15 protein-coding genes are annotated in these 16,192 nt (G+C 63.9%); 6 read left to right on the forward strand and 9 right to left on the reverse strand.

Translation table 11 applies throughout. The annotated features are described in order from the left end of the window. Positions 1-55: 55 nt before the first annotated feature. On the forward strand, positions 56-1,003 hold the full coding sequence (locus tag EHW12_RS21935; RefSeq protein ID WP_125051756.1) for a nitrilase-related carbon-nitrogen hydrolase: 948 nt from the start codon (positions 56-58) through the stop codon (positions 1,001-1,003). Then, complete coding sequence (locus EHW12_RS21940) at positions 1,000-2,025, forward strand: agmatine deiminase family protein (protein WP_042449028.1); 1,026 nt, start codon at positions 1,000-1,002, stop codon at positions 2,023-2,025. Before EHW12_RS21935 ends, EHW12_RS21940 begins: the two co-directional genes overlap by 4 nt. Before the next feature lie 11 nt (positions 2,026-2,036). Here the strand turns inward: EHW12_RS21940 and EHW12_RS21945 are convergent, their stop codons facing one another. Genes EHW12_RS21945 through EHW12_RS21955 form a run of 3 tightly spaced genes read right to left on the reverse strand, consistent with a single transcriptional unit; the run spans position 2,037 to position 5,831 of the window. Then, the gene (locus EHW12_RS21945) at positions 2,037-3,974 is read right to left on the reverse strand and encodes a VWA domain-containing protein (protein ID WP_058226066.1); all 1,938 of its coding nucleotides are present in this window, start codon (positions 3,972-3,974) and stop codon (positions 2,037-2,039) included. 9 nt (positions 3,975-3,983) lie between these two features. After that, positions 3,984-5,360, reverse strand: coding sequence for an ATP-binding protein (locus tag EHW12_RS21950; RefSeq protein WP_003946364.1), 1,377 nt, complete (start codon positions 5,358-5,360; stop codon positions 3,984-3,986). A 54-nt stretch (positions 5,361-5,414) separates the two neighbouring features. Further along, positions 5,415-5,831 carry a VOC family protein gene (locus tag EHW12_RS21955; protein ID WP_007727590.1) on the reverse strand — a complete coding sequence of 139 codons (417 nt, stop codon included), beginning with the start codon at positions 5,829-5,831 and terminating at the stop codon, positions 5,415-5,417. Positions 5,832-5,916: 85 nt separating this feature from the next. On the opposite strand from EHW12_RS21955, the gene EHW12_RS21960 reads away from it, so the two are divergent. The 3 genes from EHW12_RS21960 (at position 5,917) to EHW12_RS21970 (ending at position 8,157) form a co-directional block, all read left to right on the forward strand. Further along, on the forward strand, positions 5,917-6,489 hold the full coding sequence (locus EHW12_RS21960) for a DUF4126 domain-containing protein (RefSeq protein WP_007727593.1): 573 nt from the start codon (positions 5,917-5,919) through the stop codon (positions 6,487-6,489). A gap of 27 nt (positions 6,490-6,516) precedes the next feature. Beyond that, positions 6,517-7,485, forward strand: coding sequence for an alpha/beta fold hydrolase (locus EHW12_RS21965; protein WP_125051758.1), 969 nt, complete (start codon positions 6,517-6,519; stop codon positions 7,483-7,485). A 450-nt stretch (positions 7,486-7,935) separates the two neighbouring features. After that, positions 7,936-8,157 carry a hypothetical protein gene (locus EHW12_RS21970; protein WP_125051760.1) on the forward strand — a complete coding sequence of 74 codons (222 nt, stop codon included), beginning with the start codon at positions 7,936-7,938 and terminating at the stop codon, positions 8,155-8,157. A gap of 76 nt (positions 8,158-8,233) precedes the next feature. Here EHW12_RS21970 and purH read toward each other — a convergent pair whose 3' ends face one another. The 4 genes from purH to EHW12_RS21990 form a co-directional block, all read right to left on the reverse strand. Further along, positions 8,234-9,793 carry a bifunctional phosphoribosylaminoimidazolecarboxamide formyltransferase/IMP cyclohydrolase gene (purH, locus tag EHW12_RS21975; RefSeq protein ID WP_003946407.1) on the reverse strand — a complete coding sequence of 520 codons (1,560 nt, stop codon included), beginning with the start codon at positions 9,791-9,793 and terminating at the stop codon, positions 8,234-8,236. Further along, positions 9,786-10,421: a phosphoribosylglycinamide formyltransferase gene (gene purN, locus EHW12_RS21980; RefSeq protein WP_050655578.1), complete on the reverse strand. Its 636-nt coding sequence runs from the start codon at positions 10,419-10,421 to the stop codon at positions 9,786-9,788. Before purN ends, purH begins: the two co-directional genes overlap by 8 nt. A gap of 90 nt (positions 10,422-10,511) precedes the next feature. Further along, positions 10,512-12,044, reverse strand: a complete 1,533-nt coding sequence (locus EHW12_RS21985; RefSeq protein WP_064444234.1) for a DUF6350 family protein — start codon at positions 12,042-12,044, stop codon at positions 10,512-10,514. A gap of 121 nt (positions 12,045-12,165) precedes the next feature. Further along, positions 12,166-13,206, reverse strand: a complete 1,041-nt coding sequence (locus EHW12_RS21990; protein ID WP_030534877.1) for a DUF5336 domain-containing protein — start codon at positions 13,204-13,206, stop codon at positions 12,166-12,168. Between the two features lie 86 nt (positions 13,207-13,292). Between EHW12_RS21990 and EHW12_RS21995 the strand changes: the two genes are divergently transcribed. Further along, a complete protein-coding gene (locus EHW12_RS21995) occupies positions 13,293-13,928 on the forward strand; it encodes a YigZ family protein (RefSeq protein WP_003946418.1) in 636 nt (211 codons plus the stop codon). A gap of 42 nt (positions 13,929-13,970) precedes the next feature. On the opposite strand, the gene sucD is transcribed toward EHW12_RS21995, so the two are convergent. Both sucD and sucC read right to left on the reverse strand, forming a co-directional pair. Then, a complete protein-coding gene (gene sucD, locus EHW12_RS22000; RefSeq protein WP_003946432.1) occupies positions 13,971-14,873 on the reverse strand; it encodes a succinate--CoA ligase subunit alpha in 903 nt (300 codons plus the stop codon). Positions 14,874-14,888: 15 nt separating this feature from the next. Beyond that, complete coding sequence (gene sucC / locus EHW12_RS22005) at positions 14,889-16,058, reverse strand: ADP-forming succinate--CoA ligase subunit beta (RefSeq protein ID WP_003946426.1); 1,170 nt, start codon at positions 16,056-16,058, stop codon at positions 14,889-14,891. Positions 16,059-16,192 lie beyond the last annotated feature (134 nt).

Genomic DNA, 16,192 nt, shown 5'->3' on the forward strand with positions numbered 1-16,192 from the left:
CGAATCACATTCGTTTTACGTTGAACGTCGAATACCCGAGCACCGAGGAAACCCCATGCTGACGATCACCGCCCTCACCCCACCCGAGTCACCGGCCGCGACTTCGCCGTCCACGTCCACCCCTCTGCGTGTAGGTCTCGTCCAACATCGCTGGCACGAGGACCAAGACGACCTCCACGCTGAATTGAGCGAAGGCATTGCGTCCGCAGCGAAGCTGGGCGCTTCCGTGGTCTTTCTTCCAGAGCTGACGCTCAGCCGCTACCCCGCCTCCGCCCCGGCCGGCGACAATCCCGGACGCGCGGCGGAAGACCTGCTCACCGGACCCACTTTCGCCTTCGCCACCAAGGCCGCCGCGGAGAACCAGGTTCTCGTTCACGCGTCGTTGTACGAGCGCAGCGACGCCGAGGACTGCCTGGGCTTCAACACCGCGATCCTGGTCTCGCCCGGGGGTGAACTTCTCGGTCGTACCCGCAAGCTCCACATTCCGGTGACGGCCGGGTACTACGAGGACACGTACTTTCGCGGCGGTCCGTCCGAGGACGCATACCCCGTTCACGAGGCACTCGGCGCCAAGTTCGGACTCCCGACATGCTGGGACGAGTGGTTCCCCGAGGTCGCACGTGCATACTCCCTCGCCGGTGCCCAGGTCTTGGTGTACCCGACGGCGATCGGCTCGGAACCCGATCACCCGAACTTCGACACCCAACCGCTGTGGCAGCAAGTGATCGTCGGAAACGGTATCGCCAACGGCACTTTCATGGTTGTCCCCAATCGCCACGGCAGTGAAGGTCTCATCACCTTCTACGGTTCGTCGTTCATCTCGGACCCGTACGGACGCATCCTCGTTCAGGCTCCGCGCGACGAATCAGCCGTCCTGGTCGCAGATCTCGATCTACAGCACCGTGAAGACTGGCTTGCGCTGTTCCCGTTCCTGGCCACTCGCCGACCCGACACCTACTCGGGCCTGACCGCACCGGTGAACACTGCAGGAGCCAACCGATGACCTGGCGCATGCCCGCGGAAAGTGAGCCGCACGAACGTACCTGGATGGCGTACCCGAGCGCCGGATACTCCCTCGGGGACACCGCGGAAGAACAGCACGAAGCGCGCTCGACGTGGGCGGCCGTCGCCCACGCCGTCGCCGAATTCGAGCCGGTCACCGTCGTCGTCGATCCCGCCGAAGTCGAAGAAGCACGAAAGTACCTGTCCGAGAAGGTCGACATCGTCGAGGCACCTCTCGACGACGCGTGGATGCGCGACATCGGGCCGACGTTCGTCCTGTCCGACGAAGGCCGTCTCGGCGGAGTCGACTGGGTGTTCAACGGCTGGGGTGCACAGGATTGGGCGCAGTGGGACAAGGACTCGAAGATCGGCGCGTTTGTCGTCGAACAATCCGGTGCCCAGTTGATCGACTCACCAATCGTCAACGAGGGCGGCGGTATTGCGGTCGACGGTCTCGGCACCGTCTTGGTCACCGAAACCGTCCAACTCGATCCGGGACGAAACCCCGACCTGACGAAGGCCGACATCGAGGCCGAACTCGCCCGCACCATCGGCGCCAAGCACGTGATCTGGCTTCCCCGCGGATTGACTCGCGATCAGGAGACCTACGGAACGCGCGGACACGTCGACATCGTCGCTGCCATCTCTTCCCCCGGAGTGGTACTCGTCCATGACCAACGCAATCCGGTGCACCCCGACTACGCCGTCAGCAAGACGATCATCGAGTTGTTCGAAAGCTCGACGGACGTCGGCGGTCGGCCGTGGAAGGTCATTCGGGTACCCGCTCCCGAAATCCTGCGCGACGACGAGGGATTCGTCGACTACAGCTACATCAACCATCTCGTGGTCAATCGCGGAGTGATCGCCTGCAGCTTCGACGATCCGGCCGACGCCGAAGCGGCCCGGATCCTTGCGGCCGCCTACCCCGGGCGCACCGTCGTCACCGTCGACGCCAGACCGCTGTTCGAACGTGGCGGCGGCATCCACTGCATCACCCAGCACCAGCCCGCTGAACAAGACTGACGGCGGCAGAATTAGCGGCGACCTCGCATGTAGTCACTCACGACCGCGGCGCCGAGGCCGTCCAGGTCCGGCGCGATGACGCGTCCACCCACACGGTGCGCCATCCGGTCGACCACCCTGGCCAGACCTGGATCCTCACCGAGGCGGAAGAACGTGACCTTGGCGCCCAGCCTGGCCACCGCGTCGAGTGCTCGAACCGTCAAACCGAGGGTTCGCGCACTCGGCGGGTAGTCGAACCTGGCTTCTCCGTCCGCTTCGAGATGAGCCGTCGGCTCACCGTCGGTGACGATCAGTACCACCGGCTGTGCGTTGGAGTGGCGTCGAAGATGCCTGGCCGCCAACAACAGTGCGTGGTGCAGGTTGGTTCCCTGGTCCCACGCGCCGTCCAAACCAGCGAGCTCCGACGGGCTCAGCACGTGCGCGTGGCGTCCGAAGGCGATCAACTGGAGTTCGTCGCTGCGAAATCGCGTACTCACCAGATGATTGAGTGCCAGAGCGGTGCGCTTCATCGGCACCCAGCGATCTTCCATCACCATCGAGAACGACGTGTCCACCAGGAGAGCAACCGCAGCCTGACTGCGCTGTTCGGTTTCGGCCACCTCGACATCGACGACGCTCAGCCGCACCGGCATTCGGCCCGGGTCACGCAGGACGGCGTTGGTGATGGTTCTCGTGACGTCCCACGGTTCCGTGTCCCCGAATTCCCATTCGCGGGACGCTCCGGTCGGTTCACCCATCGCACCGGCCCGACGCGTATCGCGTTGACCGGTTCGTGACGACAGTTGCCCGGCGACATCGCGCAGAGCAGTCTGTCCGAGCTGTCGCATGGCTTTGGGCGACAAGCGCCATTGACCATCCGGTGCACGATCGAAGAAACCCTGTTCCTGCAAAGCCTTTTCGAGATCGGCCAGGGTGCGAGCATCAGCGGCGGCTTCGTCGCCGAGTTGCCGCGCAAGTAGCTCGGGGTCGATGTCGTCGAGCGCCGCGCCCGCGTATTGCTGCGACAGTTGATCCGCCAAGGATTCCAGCTCGGCGATGTCCTGCAGGGCACCGGTCCCCTCACCCAACCCCATTCCGTTGTCGCCGCGGAACTGTTGCGAACCTTCCCAGTCCTCACCCGGCCGAGCCGCCTGAAGGAACTGGTCGAGTTGACTCAGCTCACTCATCAGGCTCGGATCACCGAACGCCTGCTGCGCCAACGCATCCAACTCGTCACGCTGCTCCTGCGAGAGCGAGTTCCGCAATCGTTGTGCAGCCGCCGCGCGCTGCGCCAAAGAATCCAGAAGTTCCTCGACGTTGCGCGGGTTGTCCGGGAAATACTGCCCGTGCTTGTCCATGAACTCCGCGAACTGCTCCGCAGTGTCGACGCCGCGAGAGTGCGCGTCGAGCAGTTGATTCAGATCAGCCAGCATCTGGCGTATCTGCTCACGATCCTCGTCGGTGGCGCCCTCGAGTGCCTGCTTCATTCCCGAGAAGCGTTGATCGAGAACCTCACGTCCGAGCAGATCACGAATCTTCTCGTAATCCGCGCGAGCCTGTTCGCTGCGCCAGTTGTAGTCGGCCAGATCTTGCACGGCCTGAGCTGTCGACGGCGGTAACTCCTCGATCCGCATTTCGTTGAATCGTGCGTCGTCGTCGAGAGCACGTGCCAATTCTTTGCGCTCTTCGAGCACCGCCTTGTCGAGAAGCTTACGAACCTCGTCGAGAGTTCCGTCGAGATTGTTGCGGCGCAGCAACTCGCGTCGACGCCGGTTCGCCTGGGCGGCAAGGTCGTCGAGCCCGCGCATGTCCCGGTTGCCTCGGCGCAGGAGCTCTCGGAGGGCATGGCGCGGCGACGTGCCCGACAACACGTCGTCGCCGATTGCTGCCAGGGCCTCGCGCAGATCCACGGGAGGCGCGAGCGGATCGGGACCACCGTCGTAAGGCCCGTACCGCGGATTGTGGATCATCACTGCCCCTTACGAATACACCGAGCGGCCGCCCGGGCCTTGATCTTTGGAGATCCGGCGCGCGAGGTAAAGCCCTTCGAGGGCAAGTTCGGCACCGGCGGCACGCTCGCCGTCGGATTGCGCACCGAGACGTTCGGCTACTTCGTCCAGGACCTCGAGGTCCGGAAGCTCGTCGAGAAATGCCTTGGCCGTGACAGATTCACCGGTGACGATCGTGTTGCCCATCTCCACCGCAGCAACCAGCATCCCCAGGTCGATCCCGCCGAGACGTGCCCGAACCGTATCGGCCGTCGCGCGACGCAGCAGGTGCTCGAGCACCTCCAGTTCCCGTCCCTCTTCACCGGATTCGAACTCGACCTTGCCGCGAAGAACCTCGACCACGGACTCGAGATCGACGGGCCGTGCAACAGGATCGGCTTCGCCGAGCACCGCTGCCCGTCGTACCGCGGCGGCACTGACGGTTTCCGCGCCGGCGACGGCAAAGCGTGCCGACACACCCGATCGCTGGTCCACCGAGGTGGATTCGCGGAGCAGGCGAGTGAATCTGGCAAGAATTTCGAGAAGGTAGTCGGGCACCTCCGCGGCCAGGTGCGCCTCCTGCTCGATCACCGCGATCTCGCCCGCCAGCTCGACGGGGTAGTGAGTGCGGATCTCGGCGCCAAAGCGGTCCTTGAGTGGTGTGATGATGCGCCCGCGGTTGGTGTAGTCCTCGGGGTTGGCGCTCGCGACCAGAAGAACGTCCAACGGAAGCCGAAGCGTGTACCCGCGGACCTGGATGTCCCGCTCTTCCATCACGTTGAGCAAAGAGACCTGGATGCGTTCGGCGAGGTCGGGGAGCTCGTTGATGGCCACGATTCCGCGATGCGCGCGAGGCACGAGGCCGAAGTGAATGGTCTCCGGATCGCCGAGGCTCCGGCCTTCGGCAACCTTGACCGGATCGACGTCGCCGATCAGGTCGGCGACCGAGGTATCCGGCGTCGCCAACTTCTCGGAGTACCGCTCGCTGCGGTGGCGCCAGGCGATCGGGAGGTCGTCGCCCAGTTCCTTGGCTCGACGTATCGAAGCCGGGGTGATCGGCTCGTACGGGTGCTCCCCCAGTTCCGAGCCTTCGATGACGGGCGTCCACTCGTCGAGCAGGAGCCCGAGAGTGCGAAGCAGCCTCGTCTTTCCCTGACCTCGTTCGCCGAGCAGAACCACGTCGTGGCCGGCGATCAGCGCCCGCTCGAGTTGCGGGGCGACCGTGTCCTCGAACCCGACTATCCCGGGCCAGGGGTCACGGCCGTCCCGCAACGCGGCGAGAAGATTCTCTCGTAGTTCTTCCTTGACACTTCGCTGTACGTGTCCGGAGGCGCGTAGCTCTCCGAGGGTTTTTGCGACAGTCACCACTCCACGCTACGAGTGTTTTCGGGGTTTCGCCTCTCGCCGAGGAAGTTCGGTCGCTCAGCCCTCGATGTTCTCGGGATTCATCCAGATGATTTCCCAGATGTGGCCGTCGGGATCCTGGAAGCTGCGGCTGTACATGAAGCCGTGATCCTGAGTCGCGTTACCTTCGGAACCGCCGGTCGCGAGCGCCTTGTCGACGAGGGCGTCGACGGCCTCACGGGTCTCGGCCGAGAGACCGAGCAGCGCCTCCGTCGACGTCGAGGTGTCGGCGATGCCCTTGGTGGTGAAGGTCTTGAAGAAGGGCTCGGCCAACAGCATCACGACGATGGTGTCACTGATGACCATCGACGACGCATTCTCGTCGGAGAACTGCGTGTTCTTGGAGTATCCGAGGCCCTCGTAGAAGGTGGTGGCCTTGCCGAGGTCCTTGACGGGCAGGTTGAGGAAGAACATCGGCTGCGGGTTTGTCGCCATGAAAGGTCCTTTCCGAGACTTTGCTGTGCGCCTTTATTAACCGCCGGCGGTTAATAAAGGCGCACAGTAGACCTAAACTCCACCCATGGATACCTGGGTGTTGCCGGCCATGCTCGGCCTCGGACTCGCCGCAGCGTCCGGAATGCGAACCTTCCTGCCCCTGCTGATGCTCAGCGCTGCCGTCCACTTCGAACTGTTCGGGATCACCGTCGGTGAGTCGATGCGGTGGATCGGATCGACCGGCGCGCTGGTGGCATTGGCAATCGCCGCGGTGGTCGAACTGGGTGCCGACCTCATTCCGTTCGTGGACAACGCACTCTCGGTGATCGGGAACGTCACGGGGCCGATCGCCGGAGTGATCGCGGCCTGGGCGGCCTTCAGCCATCTCGACCCTGCGATGGCCGCGTTGGCGGGCATCATCGTCGGAGCGCCGACGGCGTTGACGTTCAGCGCCGCGCAGACCGGCACTCGCGCGGTCAGTACGGCCACTACCGGTGGGCTGGCAAATCCCGTCGTTTCCGTCATCGAGGATGTGCTGACTTTCTTCACTTCCTTGATCGCGATGATCTTGCCGCTCCTGATCATTCCCCTGCTCGCCGCGCTCTTGTGGTTCAGCTGGCGTGGCTGGCGTCGTGTCCGGAGTCTGCGCACCGCCTGACCGCACCGACCTGGTAGACAAGTCGTCATGTCCGACACCGAGATCTCGTTCCAATCCGGCGACGTCACCCTGTACGGGAGTCTTCGCCTGGCCGCCTCACCCGACGCCCCTGCCCCGGCCGCGCTGATTCTGGCCGGCAGCGGCCCCACCGATCGCAACGGCGACAGCGCCCTCCTCGAAGGCGACATCGGAACTCTGCGGTTCATCGCGGATCTTCTTGAAAATCAAGGCATTTCAAGCCTGCGTTACGACAAGCTCGGCAGCGGCGAAACCGTCCTCGGCGACTACGAGATCGAGGACATCGCCGATCTCGGCTTCAACACTTTTGTCGACGCCGCCTCCGACGGACTGGACTACCTCGCCGGGCAACCCGGTGTCGATCCCGAGCGCTTGTTCGTGGTCGGACACAGCGACGGCGCCGTAGTCGCACTGGCCCTCGCCACCGCGAAGGAGGGCGCCAGAGTCAGTGCCCTCGCACTGCTCGAGCCACTGAGCGTCAGACTTCTCGATCTACTCACGACGCAGATTCACCGCCAGCTCGATGCGGTCGTCGGCGCCGGTCAGTTACCGGTCGAACTGGCTGACGAACTGCGCGTCGCGCTCGCCGATGCCGTCGAGTCGCTGCGATCCGAGGGCACTGTTCCGGATGACCTGCCCGAGCCGCTGCAGAATGCGGGACTCGTACACGCCAATGCCAAGGCACTCGCCGAGGAAGACGCATTGGACCCGGTTGCGCTCGTGGCGGCGCTACCGGCGGGCATGCCCGTTCTCACGAGCTGCTCGGACAAGGACATCCAAGTCATTCCCGCCGATGTCGCGGCACTCGACGCCGCGCTCTCACATACAGCGCTGACTTCCGTGCGGATGCGCAACGCCAACTTCGTACTCAAGGACATCGGCGACGAACAGTCCACCGGTGCCGACTACGTCGCGCCGCTTCCGTACTCGGCAGAGTTCTCGGAACCCTTCACAGCGTGGGTCCGTTCGTTCTCCTGATCACGTACAGACCGAACGTCCTCTTTTTCAGGTAGAAAGTTCCCTCCGCGAACCATCGCGGAGGGAATTCTGCTTTCTACGCCTGACCTGCAATGAAGACTCTTTCAATCCAGCGAACCTGGGGACAGAAGTCACCCGGAGTTTACGTTCGCGGCGCTTTTTATTGGTGCGAACCCTCGATCCGTGCTGTACGGTCATCCATTAACCAGCAACGCCACACAGAAAGGAACGGACATCATGTCGCTACACCCGCACGTCGTATCCGTACCTTCGTGGCGCAGCTGCACCGCAGACAAGCACATTTTTTCGGCCGCAATGTCGGCCAAGCACATGGGCAACAAGCGCGGTGTACCCCGAGAATGATCCCCAGTTTCACCGGATTCGTTCTCGGCACCCAGGGCAAACGCCTCGGGTGCCTTTTCTTTTACCTTTCACACGCAGGAGCACCACATGAAACTTCGAGTCAACCGACTGTCCATCGCGCCGCCGTATGTCGATCTGCCCGGTGACCTCACCGGATACGCCGTCACCCTGGATCTTTCACACTCCGATGCGGCCCACGAAGCTACCCTCGGCGCATTGATCAGCGAGATCCGCAGTCGCGGAGCCTCACGCGTCGTCATCACCGGCTCACCCCGCGAACTCCAGGGCACCCACAGCAGCGCCGCCTGAAAGACCCGGGCGGCCTGAATGCAGAACGGGCCCCGAACTCCCGTTGAGGAGTCGAGGCCCGCTACCGACGCAGGGGTCAGTGCGCGAAGTGGCGCGCACCGGTCAGATAGAGAGTGACACCGGCTTCCTTGGCTGCGGCAATCACTTCGTTGTCGCGAACCGAACCACCCGGCTGCACAACAGCCTTGACGCCGGCGTTGAGCAGCACCTGCAGACCGTCAGGGAACGGGAAGAACGCGTCCGAAGCTGCAACCGAACCTACGACGCGGTCACCGGCTCGCTGAACAGCCAGATGCGCTGCATCGACGCGGTTGACCTGGCCCATACCGACGCCGACGGACGCGCCGCCGGAGGCCAGCAGGATCGCGTTGGACTTCACCGAACGGCTGGCGCGCCAAGCAAATTCGAGGTCAGCGAGAGTCTCGGCATCGGCAGCCTCACCGTTGGCGAGGGTCCAGTTGGCCGGGTTGTCGCCGTCGGCGTCCAGGACGTCGCGCTGCTGGAGCAACGTACCGCCGGAGATCGGACGCAGTTCGATTCCGGTAGCGGTCGGAGCGGCTGCCTTCAGAACACGAATGTTCTTCTTACGCTGCAGAACCTCGACAGCTCCGTCTTCGTACGAGGGCGCGATGACGACCTCGGTGAAGATGTCGGCGATCTGCTCGGCCAGTTCGACGGTGACCTCGCGGTTGGCAGCGATCACACCACCGAAAGCACTGACCGGATCGCATGCATGCGCCTTGCGGTGGGCGTCGGCGATGTCGGTGCCGATGGCGATGCCACACGGGTTGGCGTGCTTGATGATTGCGACGGCCGGATCAGTGAAGTCGTACGCTGCGCGCCACGCTGCGTCGGAGTCCGTGTAGTTGTTGTACGACATCTCCTTGCCGTGCAACTGCTCCGCCTGAGCCAAACCTGCAGGCGCAGCCGGGTTCTCGTACAGCGCGGCGTCCTGGTGCGGGTTCTCGCCGTAGCGAAGAACAGCGCTGCGGTTCCAGGTAGCACCGACCCAGGCCGGGAACAGCGAACCGTCTTCGTCAGCGGCGATCGTGCTCGTCATCCAGCTCGCAACAGCGACGTCGTACGACGCAGTGTGCTGGAACGCCTGCGCCGCAAGCACAGTGCGCTCACGCAAGGTGAATCCGCCACCGGCAACGGCAGTCAGGACGTCGGCGTAACGAGCCGGATCGACCACGACGGCAACCGACGGATGGTTCTTGGCTGCAGCACGCACCATCGACGGGCCGCCGATGTCGATCTGCTCGACGCACTCGTCCGGGCTAGCGCCCGAGGCAACCGTCTCGGTGAAGGGGTACAGGTTCACGACAACCAATTCGAAGGTCGCGATGCCGAGTTCCTCGAGCTGAGCGAGGTGATCCGGCTTGCGGGTATCGGCGAGAACGCCGGCGTGGACGCGCGGATGCAGCGTCTTCACACGGCCTTCGAGGCATTCCGGGAATCCGGTCAGAGCCTCGACCGGGGTCACGGGGATTCCGGCGTCGGCGATCTTCGACGCGGTCGAACCGGTCGAGACCAACTCGACACCGGCCTCGTGCAGGCCCGTGGCCAGCTCGATCAGACCACTCTTGTCGTAGACGCTGACAAGTGCACGGCGCACAGCCTTGCGTTCACTCACTGGGGATCACGGCCTTTCGTCCATCGGAAACCACTCCGCGCGTAGCAACAGCGGCGATGACGTCCGCCAACAACCGTCGCTCCACAATTTTGATGCGTTCATGCAACGAAGACTCGGTGTCGTCGTCATGCACCGGCACAGCTTCCTGCGCCAAGATCGGCCCGGTATCAACTCCGCCGTCGACGAGATGCACCGTGGAACCGGTGACCTTCACGCCGTACGCCAGAGCGTCGGGAACCGCGTGCGCGCCGGGAAAGGCAGGCAGCAACGCGGGATGAGTGTTGATGATTCGGCCGCCGAAACGCTCGAGAAAGCTGGGGCCGAGGATTTTCATGAAGCCTGCACTGACCACGAGATCGGGTTCGTACTCGGCCACTGCTGCTGTCAGCGCCTCGTCCCAGGCGGCACGATTTTCGTAGGTCTTGATCGAGACCTTGAAGGACGGGATCTTCGAATCCGCAGCGTGCTCGGCGGCGAGGCAGTCACGATCTACACCGACGGCAACGATCTCGGCGGGGTATCCCTCGGCATGCGAAGCGTCGATCAGCGAAGTCAGCAGGGTTCCAGCGCCGGAAGCGAGTACGACTACCCGCGCGACAGAGTCGCGAAATTGGACCCTGTCGGGCATTGTCGGCTGCGGATTGTCGGCCGAGGCAGTCAGCGCACTACTCCTGAGAACTGGAAGATGATGCGGCCGGAGTATCGGCCGCATGACAGCCTAGTCGCTGGACTCCTGCGGCTTCGAGGGCAGGTCGGTCTCCGGCTCCGCCCCGGCTGTGGGGTCCGCCTCGGGTGCCGCGACAACCTCCGCGTCGACTACTTCGATCTCGACGGTTTCCTCTGTCACTACCTGCACGGGTTCGCCTGATTCTTCGACAATTTCGGCTTCGACGACCTTGGTCACTACCACCGCAGATTCCTGGGCGAGCACTTCGTCGGCGTTTTCGTCGTCCTCGCCATCCGTTGTGGCCGCGGCCGTGATCGCAAGTTCGGGCTCGGATTCTCGAGCCGGTTCAGCCGTCGGCGGCGCAACCTCGTCCTTCATGTGTCCGCGGTGTGAGAACCACATCGCGAACAGCGCCGAGACGGTTCCGAACAATCCCAGCCACGCAAAAGTCAGAAGACCGAAGCCCCACCACAGGACCTCGACGGTGCCGAACTGCCCGAGGTCTCCCCCCGCAGCAAGGGCAAGCAGAGCCATGACGACGCCGGCACCGGCAGCTGCCGTCAGCACTGCGAGCACACTGTCCTGCCCGGCGATGCGTCGAGCGCAATCACGGCCGAGCATCACACCCACCGCAGCCGGAACGATCAACAGCACCGGCCAGATTCCGCCGGCGACGCCTTCCGGAACCGCTCCGAGAAGGGGCAAGGGTGGCAGATCTCCACCGATGTTGCCGAACACGCTGATGGAGACGTTTCCGAAATCGGCCGTCGATCCCGTCATCACCGCGGCTGCACCGACCACGAGGTTCGGCAGATAGAGCAGCGACAACACCGTCAATCCCAGTACGCCGACAAACCCGTTGCCGCGTGCGAGTAGGTCACCGACCGTCGACCACGACACGAGTAGTGACACCACGACGGCCACGGCGCCCGCAGCCAGCAGCGCTGCCGACGCGGCCGCGGCCGGACGAACAGCGGCAGATGCCCACGGCGGAATCTCGGCGACGACGCGATCCCAGTGCGCAGCAGCAACACCGACGGACGCGGCGATCAGGTGAATCCCGGCGACCCAGCCGAAAGCGGCCAACGTGTTGGGGCTCGACAGCGGAATTGCCGCGGAGGCGTCGGCGACAACGGCGAGAGCGATTGCCGTGATAGTCAACGGTCCGGCTACCGCCGCCCCCACCAGGCGGAGGGTGTCGTCACGGGAGTCGGTGTGCACCGCAGTCGACGCGCATCGGCGTGCGACCACCCACATCATGACCGCCGTTGGAAGCAGTGGCAGTACACCGAGTTGGACGCCGCTGATAGTCGCCGGCACCTGGTGGATGACCAACCATGTAGTGGCAATGGCGCCGAAGGTTCCGGTCAGATCGCTGCTCGCCGATACCAAAGTGACCACGACGACAGCCGCGATCAGCAGCATCGTCAGGCCCGACGGTCGGAAGGCGACGGTCAGCAGCTTGCGCGCCAGGTCCGGGTTCGGTCCCGGGCGACCGCCGCCGACGCGGCCGCTGCCAGTACGACCACGTCCGGGTCGTGAGGACGTGGGACGGGACCGGGTGCCATCAATCAAAGAACTCATCCCCTCGAGGGTTTCACTCGACAGTGCGCCGCGCACTCAGGCGCGCCGTCGGGCTCACGGAATGTGGCCTCCACCCGCAGCGGGTCGGAGGCCACATTCATGTTCGTGAAACGAAGAAGTACTACTGCTGACGCTCGTCGGGGTTCTGCGAGCCGAAGACCTTGGTCTCGGCCGCGGAATCGCTGCTGCCCTGGTCAGGTTCCGCAGACGGCGTCGGCGCTTCGAAAGTGGGCGGCTCGAAGCCCGTCGGCTGCTCGGTCGAGCCAGTCTGCTGCTGGTTGTACGGCTGGCCGTAACCGCGTGGAGCGGTGAACTGATCCGACGAGTAACTCGGGTTCGGCTGGCCACCGGGCTGAGAGGTCAGCGGATAGTAAGACGACGTCGTCGCGGCCGACGAGTCGGTCTGTCCGGGATTCTGCACAGGGTTCTGACCGTATGGAGGCGCAGTCTGGCCGTAAGGCTGCGAAGCGGTCGGGTCTGTGGGGGCGGCGTGCGCTCCCCCGTATCCCTGCTGCTGCGCCTGCCCGTACTGCGGATTCTGCTGGTACTGGCCCGGCTGCTGAGCCTGCTGAGGCTGGCCGTACTGAGCCTGTCCGTATCCCTGTGGCTGACCGGGCGCCTGCCCCGGCGCCTGGCCGTAAGGCTGCTGCTGACCGTACTGCTGAGCTACCGGTCGGGGCGCGGGCGCCTTCAGGATTCCGATCTCGAACAACAACGCGGCGACTGCGACGACGGTCTGCACGAACGAGAGGATCAGCACGATGATCAGGCCCCAACCGAGGCTGATGTCGACGTAGTCGCTGGTACCGACGGAGAACGCGGCGAACACCAAAGCGAAGAAACCCGTGAGGGTGAGCGCTGCGGCAATGCCTGCATACGACTGCTTCGGGAGCAGCGAGACGCCTGCGACCACACCGCCGGCGAAAACGAATCCGAGGCCGTAGATGCTCGATTCGAAGAAACTCGAACTGGTATCCAGGCCGCTACCGATGCCGCTGCTGCTTCCACTGATCGACGTGAAGGGAGCAAAACCGAGCAGGAAATTGATCAGGCCGAGTGCCGCGACGGCGATGAGCAGGATGAATCCGAGATTCTTGGTTCCACCGCCCGCTGCCGGCTGATTCGGTGGCCCGAAGCTGGGCCCTTGCGGCGTGAACGTCATGACTTCTCCTCGTAGACGGTCTTCGATGGTTACCAGCGTATGTGTCTCGACTTCGCACGCTAACACCGACAGGAGACAATGGGCAGATGCCCTTCACCCTCGCGCCCGGCGCCGACCACGTCGTCGAAACCGAGGTGAAGCACTCACGATTCATCGCCGCGCTTCACCGAGTAGACGACGCCGAAGCCGCCACGGAGTTCGTCGCGGAGCAGAAATCGCTGTATCCCGATGCGCGCCATCATTGTTCGGCTTTCGTGATCGGATACGAGGCGAACTCACGCGTCGAGCGTGCACACGACGACGGTGAACCGGGCGGCACTGCCGGGGTGCCGATGCTTCAGGTTCTCAAGTCTCGAGATCTGGTCGATGTGATTGTTGTCGTCACGCGCTATTTCGGCGGAATCAAGCTCGGCGCCGGTGGATTGGTCCGCGCGTATTCGGGAGCGGTCTCGGTGGCTCTCGATTCGGCCGAGCTTGTGGCCAGGGAGAGAAAGGTCCTGCGCACTTTGGCGATCCGGCACTCAGAGGCCGGTCGGGTGGAAGCGGAGCTGAGAGCGCGGGGCGTCTCGGTGCTCGGAACTACGTATGGATCGAAGGCGGTGATGACGCTCGCCGCCGGTGACGCCGACGATCTCGATTCGATCGTCGCATCCATCACATCCGGTGCCGGGCAGTTGGAACCTGCCGGGTCGATGTGGGTCGATACCACTGTGCGTGGTTAAGGAGTCCGGAGACTCCCTAACCACGCACGGGGGCGAAGCCCCTTACAGGGACTGAAGAATCTCGCGAGCGAGAGCAGCGGTAGCGGACGGCGTCTTGCCGACCTTCACGCCTGCAGCTTCGAGAGCTTCCTGCTTTGCCTGAGCAGTTCCCGAGGAACCGGAGACGATGGCACCGGCGTGGCCCATGGTCTTGCCTTCGGGAGCGGTGAAGCCTGCCACGTAGCCGACGACCGGCTTGGTGACGTTGGCCTTGATGTAATCGGCTGCACGCTCTTCGGCGTCGCCACCGATTTCACCGATCATCACGATGACCTTGGTCTCGGGATCCTTCTCGAACGCCTCGATGGCGTCGATGTGGGTGGTTCCGATGACCGGGTCGCCGCCGATGCCGATGGCGGTGGAGAAGCCGAAGTCACGGAGTTCGTACATCATCTGGTAGGTCAGGGTGCCCGACTTGGAGACCAGGCCGATGGGGCCGGTGCCTGCAATGTTGGCGGGCGTGATGCCGACGAGGGCCTCACCCGGGGTGATGATGCCGGGGCAGTTCGGTCCGATGATGCGGGTCTTCTTGCCCTTGGACTCGTTGTACGCCCAAGCGTAAGCGGAGTCCTGAACCGGGATGCCCTCGGTGATGACCACGAGGAGCGGGATCTCCGCGTCGATGGCCTCGACGATGGCGTCCTTCGAGAAGGCCGGGGGAACGAATGCGATGGAGACGTCTGCGCCGGTCTCCTTGATTGCCTCTTCGACCGTCGCGAAGACGGGGAGCTCGACAGGGGAACCGTCAGCTGCAACGTGCGAGACCGTGGTGCCGGCCTTGCGAGCGTTGACGCCGCCGACGACCTGGGTGCCGGCCTTGAGCATCAGAGCGGTGTGCTTGGTGCCCTCGCCGCCGGTGATGCCCTGGACGATGACCTTTGAATCCTTGGTGAGGAAGATTGCCATTGTTCTGTGAGTCCCTTACTTCGCTGCGTGAGCGAGTTCGGCGGCCTTGTCGGCGGCCTCGTCCATGGTTGCGACGACCGTGACCAGCGGGTGGTTGGCCTCGGCGAGGATGCGACGACCCTCTTCGACGTTGTTTCCGTCCAGGCGAACGACGAGCGGCTTGTTGGCCTCGTCACCCAGGGTCTTCAGTGCGCCGACGATGCCGTTGGCAACTGCGTCACACGCGGTGATGCCGCCGAAGACGTTGACGAACACGCTCTTGACCTGTGCATCGTTGAGGATGACATCCAGGCCGGCAGCCATGACTGCAGCGGAAGCTCCGCCGCCGATGTCGAGGAAGTTGGCGGGCTTGACGCCACCGTGGTTCTCGCCGGCGTATGCGACGACGTCCAGCGTGGACATGACCAGGCCTGCGCCGTTGCCGATGATTCCGACCTCACCGTCGAGCTTGACGTAGTTGAGGTCGTTTTCCTTGGCCTTGAGCTCGAGGGGATCGGTAGCGTCGCGATCCTCGAATGCCTCGTGGCCGGGCTGACGGAACGCTGCGTTCTCGTCGAGGGTGACCTTGCCGTCGAGGGCGAGGATCTGATCGTCAGGCGTACGAACGAGGGGGTTGACCTCGACGAGGAGTGCGTCTTCGCCGATGAAGACCTCCCACAGCTTCTGGATCGTCACGGCCGCTGCGTCGAGCACCTCTGCGGGCAGCTTTCCTGCCTCGGCGATGCTGCGCGCGAACGCGAGGTCGACGCCCTTGACTGCGTCGACGGGGATCTTGGCGAGAGCGTCGGGGTTCTCCTCGGCGGTGACCTCGATCTCGACGCCACCCTCTACCGAGCACATGGCCAGGTAGGTGCGGTTGGTGCGGTCGAGCAGGAAGGAGATGTAGTACTCCTCGGCAATGTCACTTGCCTCTGCGACCAGCAGCTTCTTGACGACATGGCCCTTGATGTCCAGGCCCAGGATTGCCTCGGCGTTTGCCACTGCGGCATCCACGTCGGGCGAGTACTTGACGCCACCGGCCTTGCCGCGGCCGCCTACCTTGACCTGTGCCTTCACCATCACGGGCTTACCGATTTCTTCGGCAATCTCGCGTGCGCCGGCGACTGTGTCTGTAACACGTCCAGCCGAAGTCGGCACTCCGTGCTTGGCGAAGAGTTCCTTCGCCTGGTATTCGAAGAGATCCATCTGCTCACCGTCTCGTCTGCGTTGTCACCCGCTCGAGGGGTAGGAGCGGGTCTGTTCTGGACTTTAACCAGTTGCCGCGTTCGGTTTGCGCCCGCATTGATGCTATGTGGCCCAAGTCACGCGCAATTGCCCGA

Source organism: Rhodococcus sp. NJ-530, from assembly GCF_003860625.1.
In the GTDB taxonomy this organism is placed as follows: Bacteria; Actinomycetota; Actinomycetes; order Mycobacteriales; family Mycobacteriaceae; genus Rhodococcus_F; species Rhodococcus_F qingshengii.